At 68.6% G+C, this 14,823-nt stretch carries 11 protein-coding genes; 7 read left to right on the forward strand and 4 right to left on the reverse strand.

The window, feature by feature from the left end:
* Positions 1-32: 32 nt before the first annotated feature.
* Genes ACSHWB_RS25950 through ACSHWB_RS25965 form a run of 4 tightly spaced genes read left to right on the forward strand, consistent with a single transcriptional unit; the run spans position 33 to position 4,916 of the window.
* Positions 33-2,399, forward strand: a complete 2,367-nt coding sequence (locus ACSHWB_RS25950) for a GcvT family protein (RefSeq protein ID WP_439655880.1) — start codon at positions 33-35, stop codon at positions 2,397-2,399.
* Complete coding sequence (gene solA, locus ACSHWB_RS25955; protein ID WP_439655881.1) at positions 2,396-3,493, forward strand: N-methyl-L-tryptophan oxidase; 1,098 nt, start codon at positions 2,396-2,398, stop codon at positions 3,491-3,493. The genes ACSHWB_RS25950 and solA overlap by 4 nt, the downstream gene beginning before the upstream one ends.
* The gene (locus tag ACSHWB_RS25960) at positions 3,490-4,602 is read left to right on the forward strand and encodes an aromatic ring-hydroxylating oxygenase subunit alpha (protein WP_439655882.1); all 1,113 of its coding nucleotides are present in this window, start codon (positions 3,490-3,492) and stop codon (positions 4,600-4,602) included. The genes solA and ACSHWB_RS25960 overlap by 4 nt, the downstream gene beginning before the upstream one ends.
* 44 nt (positions 4,603-4,646) lie before the next feature.
* Positions 4,647-4,916: a hypothetical protein gene (locus ACSHWB_RS25965; RefSeq protein ID WP_439664666.1), complete on the forward strand. Its 270-nt coding sequence runs from the start codon at positions 4,647-4,649 to the stop codon at positions 4,914-4,916.
* A gap of 3 nt (positions 4,917-4,919) precedes the next feature.
* On the opposite strand, the gene secA2 is transcribed toward ACSHWB_RS25965, so the two are convergent.
* The 3 genes from secA2 to ACSHWB_RS25980 all read right to left on the reverse strand — a co-directional run bounded on the left by secA2 (position 4,920) and on the right by ACSHWB_RS25980 (position 11,623).
* A complete protein-coding gene (secA2, locus tag ACSHWB_RS25970) occupies positions 4,920-7,205 on the reverse strand; it encodes an accessory Sec system translocase SecA2 (protein WP_439655883.1) in 2,286 nt (761 codons plus the stop codon).
* Between the two features lie 95 nt (positions 7,206-7,300).
* Positions 7,301-8,602, reverse strand: a complete 1,302-nt coding sequence (locus ACSHWB_RS25975; protein ID WP_439655884.1) for an MFS transporter — start codon at positions 8,600-8,602, stop codon at positions 7,301-7,303.
* A gap of 9 nt (positions 8,603-8,611) precedes the next feature.
* On the reverse strand, positions 8,612-11,623 hold the full coding sequence (locus tag ACSHWB_RS25980; RefSeq protein WP_439655885.1) for a carboxyl transferase domain-containing protein: 3,012 nt from the start codon (positions 11,621-11,623) through the stop codon (positions 8,612-8,614).
* A gap of 179 nt (positions 11,624-11,802) precedes the next feature.
* On the opposite strand from ACSHWB_RS25980, the gene ACSHWB_RS25985 reads away from it, so the two are divergent.
* Together ACSHWB_RS25985 and ACSHWB_RS25990 are read left to right on the forward strand one after the other, a co-directional pair.
* Positions 11,803-12,582 (forward strand): sporulation protein, encoded by a 780-nt coding sequence (locus tag ACSHWB_RS25985; RefSeq protein ID WP_439655886.1) that lies wholly within the window; start codon positions 11,803-11,805, stop codon positions 12,580-12,582.
* A gap of 115 nt (positions 12,583-12,697) precedes the next feature.
* The gene (locus ACSHWB_RS25990) at positions 12,698-12,970 is read left to right on the forward strand and encodes a GlsB/YeaQ/YmgE family stress response membrane protein (RefSeq protein ID WP_360046749.1); all 273 of its coding nucleotides are present in this window, start codon (positions 12,698-12,700) and stop codon (positions 12,968-12,970) included.
* Here the strand turns inward: ACSHWB_RS25990 and ACSHWB_RS25995 are convergent.
* A complete protein-coding gene (locus tag ACSHWB_RS25995; RefSeq protein WP_439655887.1) occupies positions 12,963-13,583 on the reverse strand; it encodes a TetR/AcrR family transcriptional regulator in 621 nt (206 codons plus the stop codon). The genes ACSHWB_RS25990 and ACSHWB_RS25995 overlap by 8 nt on opposite strands.
* 92 nt (positions 13,584-13,675) lie before the next feature.
* On the opposite strand from ACSHWB_RS25995, the gene ACSHWB_RS26000 reads away from it, so the two are divergent.
* Positions 13,676-14,821, forward strand: coding sequence for an acyl-CoA dehydrogenase family protein (locus tag ACSHWB_RS26000; RefSeq protein WP_439655888.1), 1,146 nt, complete (start codon positions 13,676-13,678; stop codon positions 14,819-14,821).
* Positions 14,822-14,823 lie beyond the last annotated feature (2 nt).

Below are 14,823 nucleotides of genomic sequence, written 5' to 3' on the forward strand. Positions count from 1 at the left end.
GCCACTCGCAACTGCGGCGAAGGGGTGTCCTGATGCCTGGTGAAGTGCCTCGCGTGGTGCTCGTGGGGGCGGGGATCGTCGGATGCGCGCTGGCCGACGAGCTCACCGACAGAGGCTTCACCCACGTCACGGTCCTCGACCAGGCCTCGGGACTCGCTGTCGGCGGATCCAGCAGCCACGCCCCTGGCCTGGTCTTCCAGACGAACTCCTGCCGCAGCATGACCAGCTTCGCCCGCTACACGGTCGAGAAGTACACCGGGCTCGGCTGCTTCGACCAGGTCGGCGGCCTGGAGATCGCCACCAGTCCCGAACGGCTCGCCGACCTCACGCGCAGGCACGGCTGGGCCACGTCGTGGGGCGTGCGGAGCCGGCTCATCGACGCGGACGAGGTCGCGCGGCTGCACCCGTTGCTGGACCGCGACCAGCTGCTCGGCGGGTTCCTGATCCCGAGCGACGGCCTCGCGAAGCCCGTGCCGGCTGCCGAGATCCAGGCGCGGCGGGCGATCGAGCGGGGTGCGCGGTTCGAGTTCGGGCAGAAGGTCGTCGCCGTCGAGACCACGGGCGACCGCGTCACCGGCGTGCGGACCGACACGGACGTGTTCCCCGCCGACATCGTCGTGTCGTGCGCCGGGATGTGGGGGCCGGTGCTCGGGGAGATGGTCGGGCTGACCGTTCCGCTCGTGCCGATGGCGCACCAGTACGTGTTCACCGGCAACGTGAACGCCGACGCGGAGGCGTTGGCGCGCCAGCCGATCCTGCGGCATCAGGAAGCCGACCTGTACTTCCGCTCGCACGGCCAGGCGCTGGGCATCGGCGCGTACGGGCATCGGCCCATGCCGGTCGCCGCCCACGACATCACCGGTTCGGAGCTGCCGTTCACCGAGGAGGACTTCAAGGCGTCCTGGGAGTCGGCCGTCGAGCTGATCCCCTCGCTGGCCGAGGCCGGGGTGGCGAGCGGCTTCAACGGGTTGTTCTCGTTCACCAGCGACGGGATGCCGTTGCTGGGCGAGCATCCCGGCCTGCGCGGGTTCTGGGTGGCGGAGGCGGTGTGGATCACGCACTCCGCCGGGGTGGCGCGCTCGATGGCCGAGTGGATCGTCGACGGGCAGCCGGAGCTGGACCTGCACTCGAGCGACCTCAACCGGTTCGAGCAGGTGCAGCTGGCGCCCGACTACGTGCTGGAGCGCAGCTGCCAGAACTTCGTCGAGGTCTACGACGTGCTGCACCCGTTGCAGCCCATGGAGAGCCCGCGGCCGATCAGGACGAGTCCGTTCTACAGCCGGCAGCAGGAGCTCGGTGCGTTCTTCCTGGAGGCGTCCGGCTGGGAGCGGCCGCACTGGTACGAGGCCAACGCCGGCCTGCCCGAGGTCGCCGAGGTGCCCGCGCGGGGTGAGTGGGCCAGCCGGTTCTGGTCGCCCATCTGCGGGGCCGAGGCGCTGGTGACGCGCAAGCGCGTGGCGATGTTCGACATGACCCCGTTGAAACGACTGGAGGTCAGCGGGCCGGGAGCGCTGGAGTTCCTGCAGCACATGACGACCAACAACCTCAACCGCAAGCCGGGCGCGGTCGTCTACACGTTGCTGCTCGACGAGCAGGGCGGTGTGCGCAGCGACCTCACGATCGCACGCCTCGACGCGACGACGTTCCAGGTCGGCGCCAACGGCAACCTCGACCTCGACTGGCTCAGCCGGCACGCGCCAGAGGACGTCTACCTCAAGGACATCACGGCCGGAACGTGCTGCATCGGACTGTGGGGCCCGCTGGCCCGCGATCTCGTCAACGACATCTCGCACACGCTCGACACGCGGAAGGGCTACTTCACCGCGCAGAAGGCGTTCATCAAGAACGTGCCGGTGACCGCGCTGCGACTGTCCTATGTGGGCGAGCTCGGCTGGGAGCTCTACACCACCGCGGACATGGGGCAGAAGCTCTGGGACACGCTGTGGGAGGCGGGGCAGCGGCACGGCGTCATCGCGGCCGGGCGCGGCGCGTTCAACAGCCTGCGGCTGGAGAAGGGCTACCGGTCGTGGGGCACGGACATGACGACCGAGCACGACCCGTTCGAGGCGGGGCTCGGGTTCGCGGTGCGCCAGGACAAGGAGTTCCTCGGCAAGGGCTCGCTGCACAACCTGACCTCCACCAAGAAGCTCACCTGCCTCACGGTCGACGACCCGCACAGCGTCGTGATGGGCAGCGAACCCGTGTTCCACCAAGGAGAACCGGTCGGCTACGTCACCAGCGCCGCCTACGGCTACACGACCGGCCTCAACATCGCCTACGCCTGGCTGCCCAGCGAGATCGACGACGAGGTGGAGATCGAGTACTTCGGGCGGAAGGTCAAGGCCCGTCCGGCACCGGAACCGTTGTACGACCCCGAGATGAAGCGGCTCCGGGGGTGACGTTCGACGTCGTCGTCATCGGGCTCGGCGGCATGGGCAGTGCCGCCGCGTACCGGCTCGCCCAGCGCGGGAAACGCGTGCTGGGACTGGAGAAGTTCACGCCCGCCCACGCGCTCGGGTCGAGCCACGGCGGGTCCCGCATCACGCGGCAGGCCTACTTCGAGGACCCCGCGTACGTGCCGTTGCTGCTGCGCGCCCACGAGATGTGGGACCAGATCGAACGCGACAGCGGCGAGCACGTCTTCCACCGCGTCGGCGGAGTCGTCGTCGGCGACCAGGACAGCGGCGCCATCACGGGTAGCCGGGCGAGCGTCGAGCAGTTCGGTCTGAAACACGAGCTGCTCGACGCGTCCCAGCTCCGCGAGCGCTTCCCCGCGATGCGGCCGGCGGCGGACGAGATCGGGCTGTACGAACCCGGTGCGGGCTTCGTCGTCCCGGAGACGGCCGTGCGGGCCCACCTCGCGCTCGCCGAGCAGGCGGGTGCCGAGCTGCACTTCGAGGAGCCGGTGACGCACTGGGAGCCCGGCAGGGTCACCACGGCCCGCGCGGTGTACGAAGCCGAGCACGTAGTCGTGTGCCCCGGCCCGTGGGCGCCGGAACTGCTGGCGGGCCTGGGAATCCCGTTTGAGATCGAACGGCAGGTCCAGTTCTACTTCACCCCGGACGAGGACCTCCGCGACCACCCGGTCTACATCTGGGACCGCGCGGACGGCACGAACTTCTACGGCTTCCCCGAGCACGACGGCGCGGTGAAGGTCGCGTTCCACAGCGGTGGCCAGATCTGCACGCCCGAGACCATCGACCGCACCGTGCACGCCCACGAGGTCGAGGCGATGGCGAACGCCACCAACTCGCCCATGCCCGGCCTCGCCGGCACCTTCCAGCGCGCCGCGACCTGCATGTACACCAACACCGCGGACAGGCACTTCGTCATCGCCAGGGAGCAGGACGTGACCGTGGCGTGCGGGTTCTCGGGGCACGGCTTCAAGTTCGTGCCCGTCGTCGGCGAGATCCTGGCCGACCTCGTGATCGACGGGGCCACTCGGCACCCGATCGGCCTTTTCGACCCTGCTCGCCTGAGAGGCAGAGAATGACCGGCAGCCTGATCTCCACCCTTGAGGGCCGCTACTACACCGACCCCGCGATCTTCGCGCGGGAACAGGCGAACATCTTCGAGAAGATGTGGTTCTGCGCGGTGAAGTCGGGCGACCTGCCGAACGCCGGCGACTTCCGCACGGTGCAGGTCGGACGGGAGAGCGTGCTCATCGCGCGCGACCGCAAGGGCGGCCTCAACGCGTTCCTGAACGTCTGCCGCCACCGCGGCGCGCGCATCTGCGTCGACGAGGCCGGCAGCGTCAAACGGGCGTTCCAGTGCCCATACCACGCCTGGACCTACGCGTTGGACGGCAACCTGATCGCCGCACCCAACCTCACCTCAATGCCGGACGTCGATCGCGTTGCGTATGGACTGACGAAGGTGCATTTGCGCGAATGGCTCGGCTACGTGTGGGTGAACCTGGCCGAGGACCCGCCGAGCTTCGAGGACGACGTCCTGAGCGCCGTGACCGAACGCCTCGGCACGCTGGAGGGCATCGACGGTTACGAGATCGACCAGTTGTCCGTGGGCAAACGAATCGTCTACGACGTCAAGGCCAACTGGAAGCTCATCATCGAGAACTTCATGGAGTGCTACCACTGCGCGACGATCCACCCCGAGCTCACCGAGGTGCTGCCCGAGTTCGCCGACGGCTACGCGGCGCAGTACTACGTCGGGCACGGCGCCGAGTTCGGTGACGAGATCAGGGGTTTCACCGTCGACGGCAGCGAGGGGTTCGAGAAACTCTCGGCCCTGGAAGAGGAACGCGACAGGAAGTATTACGCCATCACCATCAAACCGCAGGTGTTCATCAATCTCGTGCCGGACCACGTGATCCTGCACCGCATGTACCCGCTGGCGGCGGACAGGACGGTCGTCGAGTGCGATTGGCTCTACGCCAAGGAAGTCGTCGACACCGGCCGTGACGTCTCTCGCTCGGTCGAGCTGTTCCACCGGGTGAACGAACAGGACTTCGAAGCCTGCGAGCGATGCCAGCCCGCGATGGCCTCGCGCGCTTACGCGCAGGGCGGAGTGCTGGTGCCCTCAGAGCACCACATCGGCGGTTTCCACGAGTGGCTCGTCCAGAAACTGGAATCAGCCGACTAGGGGATCGACTGCTCACCCGTGCACGGCGAAAGCTGGCACGGGTGATGGAGCAGACGGACTTCTTGCTCCCGGACGGGGAGCACGAACACCTGCGCCGCATCCGGCTTCTGGCCGAGCGCGCGCAACGGACGGCGCACAACCGGTCCAACCTCGTTGGCCCGCCGCCGTCGCAGGAACACCTCGACATCCTCGCGGAGATCAGGAAGCTGACCGACGAGATGACGGCGGTGGCGTCCAGGAACGCCAGACGGGCCGAGGCGTTGCCCCGGCCCGCCAGACCCGCGGACGACCTCGTCGTCCCGGGAAAGATCTGACTGTCAGCGGCGCTGGCCGCGCACCATCTTCACGAGACCCTTCATCGTCTCCTCCAGGCCGGAGCCGAACGGGTTGTCGTGCACCAGGTACGTCCACGTCGAGCTCGGGCGCTTGACCCCGGCGTCGGCGAGGTCGTAGCCGTCCTCGGTGATCGTGGCCGCCTCGTACTTCTCCGTGGTGAGCGCCCACGACTCCGGCACGATCTTGTTGAACGCCGGGATGGCCTCGCGGTGGAACTCGTCCAGCGGGTTCTGCCGCGCCAGCGCGCGCAGGTGGATGCCCTCGCGCAGGTCTGACAGGAACGTCAGGTGGTGCGTCCACAGGTCGTCGAGGAAGAACAGCGTGATCTTGCGGGCGGCGTCGGCGGCGACCTCGTCCGGTGCACCCTCCTTCGCGCCGACCTTCTCGAACGCCGCGTCGGTGCGCAGCACGACGTCGCGGTGCTTGAGCAGGATGTCGCGCTGGTGCTCGATCAGCTTGTTGTAGCGCCAGGTGTTGCGGTGGATCTCCAGGTTCACGCCCTCCGCCACGCGCTGCGCGTGCTCGAAGGTGTGCAGCAGGCCCTTGTCGTGCACGCGGCCGTCGTCGTCCACTTCGGACGGATCCTCGGCGTCCGGCGCGTACTGGGTGATCAGGTCGTCCTGCATGGACGAGAAGAACACCGAGCCGCCGGGGTCGCCCTGGCGTCCGGCGCGGCCACGCAGCTGGTCGTCCAGGCGTGACGACGAGTGGCGGCCGGAGCCGATCACGTACAGGCCGCCCAGCTCGGCGATCCGGTCGTGGTCCTCGCCCTCGTGGCCGCCGAGGCGGATGTCCGTACCGCGGCCCGCCATCTGCGTGGAGACCGTGATGCGCTGGTAGGAGCCGGCGTCGGCGATGATCGACGCCTCCTCGGCGTCGTTCTTCGCGTTGAGCACCACGCACTCGATGCCGGCGGCGCGCAGCTTGGAGGAGATCCGCTCCGACTCGGCGACGTCGAGCGTGCCGACGAGGATCGGGCGCCCGGTCTCGTGGGCGGTCTTGATCTCCTCGACGATCGCGTCTTCCTTCTGCTCCAGCGTCGCGTAGAGGCGGAAGTGCTCGTCCTCGCGGATGTTCTCCTTGTTCGGCGGGATCACGAGCACCTCGAGCTCGTAGAACTCCCGCAGCGTCTCAGCGACGGCAACGGCGGTACCGGTCATGCCGCAGCGCGTCGGGTAGCGCGACAGCAGCGCCTGCACCGTCATCGAGTCGAGGATCTCGCCCGACTCGGTGGTCTGGACGTTCTCCTTGGCCTCGACCGCGGCCTGCAGGCCGTCCGGCCACCGCTGCAGCTTCGCGACACGCCCACGCGTGTCGTTGATCAGGTGCACCTTGCCGTCACGCACGATGTAGTCGACATCGCGGTGCAGCAGCACCTGCGCGTGCAGCGCGACGTTGACCTTGGACAGCGTGGACGTGACGTGCTCCTGCGAGTACAGGTCGATCTCGCCGAGCGCGCGCTCGACGGCCTCGGAGCCCGCACCCGTGAGGAAGACGTTGCGCTCCTCGTCGTCGATCTCGTAGTGCAGCTCCTGCCGCAGCCGCTTGACCAGGTCCGCGATGACGGGGTCGGCCGCCTCCGCGCTGGTCGAGCCGGCCAGCACGAGCGGCACGCGGGCCTCGTCGACGAGCACCGAGTCGGCCTCGTCGATCAGCGCGACCTGCGGCTCGGGGACGATCAGGTCTTCCTGGCGGGTGACGATCCGGTCGCGCAGGACGTCGAAGCCGATCTCGCTGACCGGCGCGTACGTGACCTCGCGCTGGTAGGCCTCGCGGCGTTCCTCCGCCTTCGAGCTGCCGTTGATCCAGCCGACCGTGACGCCGAGGAGCTCGTAGAGCGGGCCCATCCACTCCGCGTCGCGCTGGGCGAGGTAGTCGTTGACGCTGACCACGTGGACGCGCTTGCCCTTGATCGCGAACCCGGCCGCGGCCATGGCGCCCGCGAGCGTCTTGCCCTCACCGGTCGCCATCTCGACGACGAGCCCGCTGAGCATGCCCAGGGCACCCAGCACCTGCACGTCGAACGGACGCTGCCCGATGGCGCGCTCGGCCGCCTCCCGCGTGAGGGCCACGAGCTCGGTGTCCGTGCTCTCCTCGCGCAGCTTCTTGGCGTGTGCCGTCAGCTCCTCGTCGCTGAACGCCCGGAACGTGTCAGCGTGTTTCTCCACGTCCGTGAGCATTGCCTGGAACGGGGCGAGGTCGACGGACCCCGGTTTCTGCGCGAACCTGCGCATCCGCTGCTTGAAGCGCGCCAAGAGAGTGGTCACGACGCGCCAACGTACGGCATCGGCTCCAGGTTCCGCAGAGGTCTTGACTGTGAAGGCCCGATTTGTCGCTTGGATCGGGCCTTCACAGCCTCTGATCAGGCCCGTTCCGGTTCGTGCGTCTCCGGCAGCCTGATCACCGACACCAGCGTGCACAGGCCCATGAGCAGCAGGAACGCCGACACGGACATCGACGTCCCGGTCGCACCCAGCAGTGCCGTCATCACGAACGGCGTGCCGCCGCTGACCAGGATCGACGCCAGCTGGTACGCGAGAGAGGCACCCGAGTACCGCACGTGCGGCTCGAACAGTTCACCCAGGTAAGCGGCGATCGGCCCGTACACGAGAGAGGACGCGATGCCTCCGACCGTGGACGCGACGAACAGCAACAGCAGCGAGCCGGTGTCCACGAGCAGGAAGTACGGGAACGCCCACACGATCAGCCCGACCGTGCCCGCGATGATCAGCGGCCGCCGTCCCATGCGGTCGCTCAGGTGTCCGGCGTAGAGGATCACCGGGATGCTCACGAGAGAGGACAGCAGGCTCACGACCAGCACCGACTCACGGCTGAGGCCGAGCGTGGTGGTCGCGTAGGACAGCACGCCCGCGATCGACACGTAGAAGATCGCGTTGGACGCGAACATCAGGCCCGCGCCGAGCAGGATCGGCTTGCGGTGCGTGCGCAGGGCCTCCTTCAGCGGTGCCTGCGCCACGACCGGTCCGGACGCACGGCGTTCCTGCAGCTCACGGAAGACAGGGCTGTCCTCGACCTTCAACTGGATGAACAGCACCACGGGGAAGAGGAGCGCGCTCGCCAGGAACGGCACGCGCCAGCCCCACGACGCGAAGGCCTCCGGCGAGAGAGACGTCGTCGCACTGATGAAGGCGATGTTGCCCAGCAGCACGCCGATCGGGACACCGGCCTGCCCGAACGTACCCGCGAAGCCGCGCTTCTTCGGGCCCGCGGACTCGGTCAGCAGCAGGACCACGCCGCCCCACTGCCCGCCGACCGCGATGCCCTGCAGGAAGCGCAGCAGCACCAGCAGCAGGGGTGCGCCGACGCCGAGGGTCGCCGTCGTGGGCAGCAGGCCGATGAGGAACGTCGCGCCCGCCATCAGCCCCAGGCAGATGACCAGCGCCGGCTTGCGGCCGACCTTGTCGCCGACGTGGCCGAACACCAGACCGCCGATCGGGCGCGCGACGAAGCCCGCCCAGAACGTGCTGAACGACAGGAGCAGCGCCACGATCGGCGTCGCCTCCGGGAAGAACAGCTTGGGAAATACCAGGGCCGCGGCTGTCGCGTAGATGAAGAAGTCGTACCACTCGAGGGACGAACCAACGAGTCCGGCTGCCATGAGCCTGCGCAGGGTCTTCTTTTCCGCAGGGGCGACACTGACCACGGAATCTCCTCACCAGGTGTCGATGAACGGGCGTTTCTTCCCTTCAGGGCGGGAAGTTGCGGGGGCCAGCGCCGTGGCGATCCAGCGGCGGGTGTCGGCCGGGTCGATCACGTCGTCGATCTCGAAGACCGAGGCGACGTTGAGGGCTTTGCCGTGCTCGTAGGCCATCGCGACCATCTGGTCGTAGCGCTGCTTGCGCTCGTCCGGGTCCGCGATGGCGTCGAGCTCCTTCTTGAAGCCGAGCTTGATGGCGCCCTCGAGCCCCATCGGGCCGAACTCGCCGGTGGGCCAGGAGACGGCGAACTGCGGGACCTTGAGCGAGCCCGCCGCCATGGCCTGGGCGCCGAGGCCGTACGCCTTGCGGAGGACCACGAGTCCGAAGGGGACGGTGAGGTTCGCGCCCGTCACGACCATGCGGGTGAGGTGGCGGACGGTGGCGGTGCGTTCGGCGTCCGGGCCGACCATGAAGCCAGGGGTGTCGGTGAGGGAGACGACCGGGATGCCGAACGCGTCGGCGAGCTGCAGGAAGCGGGCGCACTTGTCGGCGGCGTCGGCGTCGATGGCGCCGCCGAGGACCTTGGGGTCGTTGGCGATCAGGGCGATGGGGCGGCCCTCGACCCGGATCAGGGCGGTGACGATGGCCTTGCCGAAGCCTGCGCGGAGTTCGAGCACGCTGTCGGTGTCGGCGAGGGTCTCGATCAGGGCGCGGATGTCGTAGGCGCGCAGGCGGTTCTCGGGGACGGCGTGGCGGAGGAGACGCTGGTCCGCGCAGTTCCACGATCCGGAATTGTCGGTGCTGTCTGGGAGAATTGAGTCCAGGGGTCCCCCCGGCGGCGCGGGCGAAGGCTGCGCGCTCGGCGAGGGGACGCCTGCGGGAGCCTGGAAGTACGAGAGGTACTTCTTGGCGACGGCCACGGCCTCTTCCTCGGACCCGACCGCGATGTCCACCACGCCGTTGGGCACCTGCACGTCGAGCGGCCCGATGTCCTCCGGCTGGAACACCCCGAGCCCGCCGCCCTCGATCATCGCCGGCCCGCCCATGCCGATGTTCGCGCCCTCGACCGCGATGATCACGTCGCACGTGCCGAGCAGCACCGCGTTGCCCGCGAAGCACCGCCCCGCCACCACGCCCACCAGCGGCACCTGGCCGCTGAGCTGCGCGAACGCGTGGAACGAGCCGCAGTCGAGCCCGCTGACCATGCTGTGGTCGGTGTCGCCGGGACGTCCGCCACCGCCCTCGGCGAACAGCACCACCGGCAGGTTCTCCTGCTGCGCCAGGGCGAACAGCCGGTCCTTCTTCTGGTGGTTGCGCATGCCTTGCGTGCCGGCGAGCACCGCGTAGTCGTAGGACATCGCCACGACCCGCGAGCCGTTGACCACGCCGATTCCGGCCACCATGCCGTCGGCGGGCGTGCGTTCGATCAGGTCGTCCAAAGAACGACGCTGCCTTTGCGCCGCGATCGCCAGACCGCCGTACTCGACGAAGGAAGAACAAAGATCCGCGATGTTCTCCCGGGCGGTCCGGCCACCCCGGGCGTGTCGTTTCGCGGCGGCCTCGGGGCGGTCGAAGTCGTGCCGCGCCAGCACCTCGGCCAGATCAGGCCGGACGTGATCCAGATCCACCGCGGCAACGTCCTCAGTGGACTCGCCGACCCCGGACGCCAGCACCTGACCCTCGGACACGGTGTCGCCCACCGACACCAGCACGTCCCCGGACACCCGCACGACGTGCTGCATCTTCATCGCTTCCAGCACCACGGAGTCCGCCGAGACAGCGACCACCGTGCCGGCCAGCGGAGCCCGCATGCCCGAAACTGTTTCCTCGACCACGAAATCAGTCGTCGCACCAACGATGTCGCGGGCGAGCAGCGAGCGCAGGAACTCCAGGTTCGTCGAAACCCCCTCGACCCGGCACTCGCCCAGCGCCCGCCGCGCCCGGTTCAGGGCCACGTCCAGGTCCTCGCCGTGCACCACGAGCTTCGCGAGCAGCCCGTCGTACCGCGTCCCGACCCGATAACCGACGTACCCGTGCGTGTCGACGCGGACACCAGGCCCGGCGGGCAGGCCGAACGACGACAGCACGCCGCCCGAGGTCTGGTTCAGGCGCACCTGCACGGCCGAGCCGCGGTCGTGCGGCGTGAAGTCCACGTCGCCGCCCCACGCGAGCAGCAGCTGGGTGCGCACGAGGTCCACTCCGGACACCATCTCGGTCACCGTGTGCTCGACCTGCAGCCGAGGGTTCACCTCCAGGAACGCGAACGAGTCCCCGGACACCAGGAACTCGACGGTGCCGACGCCGGTGTAGCCCGCCGCGACGGCCAGAGCGGCGGCGGCCTCGTGCAAAGCCTTGCGCAGCAACGGGTCCAGCAGGGGAGCGGGCGCGATCTCCACGACCTTCTGGTGCCGCAGCTGCAGCGAGCAGTCGCGGTCGCCGATCACCGCGGTCCCGACGAGCTGCACCTCGATGTGCCGCGCGGAGGGCATCAGCCGTTCGAAGTAGACGTCCCCGTTCCCGAACGCCGCCAGCGCCTCCGCCCGGCACGCCTCGACGGCATCGGAGAGGTCCTCAGCCGCGTACACGGCCCGCATGCCCTTGCCGCCACCGCCGGCGACCGCCTTCACCATCACCGGGAACTCGCCGGGCGCCGCCTCCAGCACCGGGATCCCCAGCGACGCCGCCAGTTCCCGCGCTCGCCGTTTGTCACCGAGCAGTTCCAGAACGTCAGCGGAGGGCCCGACGAAGGCCAGTCCGCGCTCCGAACACGCCCGAGCGAACGAAGCGTTCTCGGACAGGAACCCCCACCCCGGATGCACGGCCTGGCACCCCTCGGCGGCGTCCAGCAGTTGATCGGCGTCCAGGTACGGCGACGGTCCACGGAGCGCGACAGCACGGTCGGCGAGCGTCACGTGCAGTGAGGAAGCGTCGTCCTCCGCGTACACCGCCACGGTGCGAATTCCCAGGTCAGCGGCCGCGCGCAGCACGCGGACGGCGACCTCACCCCGGTTGGCGACGAGCAACAAGGCAATCCTCCTGAGCGACCGCTTAGTATGTGACGGCGGTCGCATGTTGCCATCTGAAGTGAACAGAAGTCCACACGGAACCGATCGGGGTGCTGAGGCGTCAACGGAACACTTCGCAGCAAACGGGCGATCCAGTTGGCAGACTCCCCGCAAACATGCAAGGGCTTCAGGAGGCCGCAGTGGTGTTCAAGAGGATGATGCGCGCGTTCGGTGTGGGCGGGCCGACTGTCGACACGGTCCTGACCAACCCGAACGTCAGGCCCGGCGAGGTGCTGTCCGGCGAGGTGCGCATCGCCGGAGGTGAGCACCCTGCCGAGATCGACCACGTCACGCTGGCGCTGCTCACCCGCGTCGAGGTCGAGAGCGGCGACAACGAGTACAACACCAACATGGAGTTCCACAAGTTCTCCGTGGGCCAGCGGATCGTGGCGCAGCCGCGCCAGAACCTGTCGCTGCCGTTCCAGATCCCGGTGCCGTTCGAGTGCCCGATCAACGTCGTGGGCGGCCAGCAGCTGCACGGCATGCAGCTCGGCCTGCGCACGGAGCTCGAGGTCCGCGGCGCCGTCGACCCCGGTGACCTCGACCCGATCTGGGTGCACCCGCTGCAGTCGCAGGACGCCGTGCTCCAGGCGTTCGGGCACATGGGCTTCCGCTTCACCAAGGCGGACAACGAGCGCGGCCGCATCCACGGCGTGCCGCAGCAGCTGCCGTTCTACCAGGAGATCGAGTTCTACCCGCCGCCGCAGTTCGCCGGCCGCGTCAAGCAGGTCGAGCTGACGTTCGTCACCACTCCGGGTGAGCTGCACGTGATCCTGGAGGCCGACAAGCGCGCCGGCCTGCTCCGCGCGGGTGGCGACGCGTACGGCCGGTTCGCCGTGTCCCACCAGCAGGCCATCGGCACCGACTGGACCGCCACGATCAACCAGTGGATGAGCCAGGTCTCCGGCAGCCGCTGGTAGTCATCGGCACTCGGGTGTACCGCCTGCCGATCTCGGGCTGCGGACACTGCCAGGTGACGGGATGATTTTCCCCGAGATCCCCGAGTGCATCGGGGTGTAGCGGGAGGAGGCGTCCGTGACCATCGAGAGCATTCTCGGCGCGCTCATCATCGGTCTGATCCTGGGCTTGCTCGGCAAGCTGTTCGCACCGGGCAAGCAGGCCATCCCGATCTGGCTGACCTTGCTGGTCGGCATCGCGGCCGCGTTCATCGGGTCGTGGATCGCGCGGTTGCTGGGCGTGCAGGACACGCCGGGCATCGACTGGATCGAGGTGATTGTCCAGATCGTCGTCGCAGCGATCGGTGTTTCGCTGGTGGCAGGCGTGTACGGCAGGAAGTCGGTCAGTTAGGCCGGACCATTCTCAGGACGAGGTCGGCGTACAGCGCGCCGATCTCGTCCGGGGTCCGCTTCCCGCCGGGCTGGTACCAGCGCGCGACGTCGATGCACAGCGACAGCACGGCCAGGGTCGCGCCCTTGAGGTCGGGGACGTCGAACACGCCCTCCTCCACGCCGTCCGCGATGAACGAGCGCATCCGCTGCTCGATCTGCCGGCGCAGCTCCGCCACCTCCGCGTGGTGTTCGGGAGAGAGCGCGCCGAGCTCGTACTGCACCACCCGTGCCGTCGTGTGGAACTCCGCGTGCCATCCCGCGAACGTCGCCACCGCGTTCTTCAGCCGCCCCACCACCCCGTCGCCCTGGATGCCCGCGAGCAGCGCCAGTGACGTCTCGTGGCCCACGAGCGAGATGTTGAAGAGAAGCTCCTCTTTGGACCGGTAGTGGATGTACACCGCCGCGGGCGACATTCCGGCCAGAGAGGCGATGTCGCGGGTCGTCGTGGCGTGATATCCCTTGTCCGCGAACGCCTGGACGGCCGCGATGAGCATCCGGCGGGCGGCGTCCGGGGTGACCGTGCGCCAGGTCTCGTCGAGCAGCGCGAACCCGTCCAGTCCGGTCGTCGTCATCAGGCCGCTCCTCGCGTGTTGACAGGTGATGGATCGTACTGCACGCTAAGCGGGCGCTTAGCTCTAAGCAACCGCTTAGTATGGAGGTAGTCGTGCAGCGGACGCTGTTCAACGAGGATCACGCCGCGTTCCGTGAGTCGGCGAAGGCGTTCGTCGAGCGCACGATCACGCCGAACGTCGAGAAGTTCATCGAGCAGCGGGTGATCGACCGCGACGTGTGGCTGGAGGCCGGCCGCCAGGGTCTGCTCGGGCTGGAGATCCCCGAGGAGTACGGCGGCAGCGGCGCGAACGACTACCGGTTCAACACGGTGTTCGCCGAGGAGCTGTGCCGCGTCAACGCCGCGGTCGCCTCGTCGCTGGGCATCCACGGCGACGTCGTGGCGCCCTACCTCGTCGACCTGTGCACCGAGGAGCAGAAGCAGCGCTGGCTGCCCGGCATGTGCACCGGCGAGATCAAGACCGGCATCGCGATGACCGAGCCCTCCGGCGGCTCCGACCTCGCCGCGCTGAAGACCAACGCCGTGCGCGACGGTGACGACTGGATCCTCAACGGCTCCAAGACGTTCATCACCAACGGCTACACCGCCGACATGATCGTCGTCGCGGCCCGCACCGACCCGTCCAAGGGCGCGCGCGGCATCACGCTGTTCGCCGTCGAGACCGGCATGCCCGGCTTCGAGCGCGGCCGCAAGCTCGACAAGGTCGGCCAGCACCCGTCCGACACCGCGGAGCTGTTCTTCTCCGACGTGCGCCTGTCCGCCGAGCACATGATCGGCGAGGAGGGCCAGGGCTTCATCTACATGATGGAGCGGCTGCCGCAGGAACGGATCGGCGGCGCCATCTCGAACCTCGCGCACGCGCAGGGCGTCTTCGACGAGACGCTGGAGTACGTCAAGGAGCGCAAGGCGTTCGGGCAGGCCATCGGCAAGTTCCAGCACAACAAGTTCCTGCTCGCCGAGCTGCGCACCAAGCTGGACGTCTCGCAGGCGTTCATCGACACGCTGACCATGCAGCACGTGCGCGGCGAGCTCAGCCCGGTCGAGGCGGCACAGGCGAAGTACTGGAGCGCCGACGTCGAGAACGAGGTCATCGACGCCTGCGTGCAGCTGCACGGCGGCTACGGCTACATGACCGAGTACCGCGTCGCCCGCGCGTGGATGGACGCCCGCGTCACGAAGATCTGGGCGGGGTCCAACGAGATCATGAAGGAACTCATCGGCCGCGACCTGGGCCTGTAGGA

It is taken from the genome of Lentzea sp. HUAS TT2, from assembly GCF_051853195.1.
GTDB lineage: Bacteria > Actinomycetota > Actinomycetes > Mycobacteriales > Pseudonocardiaceae > Lentzea.

Bases quoted from the DNA above. Each gene is read 5' to 3' on its own strand.
- ACSHWB_RS25950 (WP_439655880.1), top strand. From the start codon at position 33: ATGCCTGGTGAAGTGCCTCGCGTGGTGCTCGTGGGGGCGGGGATCGTC.
- ACSHWB_RS25960 (WP_439655882.1), top strand. From the start codon at position 3,490: ATGACCGGCAGCCTGATCTCCACCCTTGAGGGCCGCTACTACACCGAC.
- ACSHWB_RS25965 (WP_439664666.1), top strand. From the start codon at position 4,647: ATGGAGCAGACGGACTTCTTGCTCCCGGACGGGGAGCACGAACACCTG.
- ACSHWB_RS25995 (WP_439655887.1), bottom strand. From the start codon at position 13,583: ATGACGACGACCGGACTGGACGGGTTCGCGCTGCTCGACGAGACCTGG.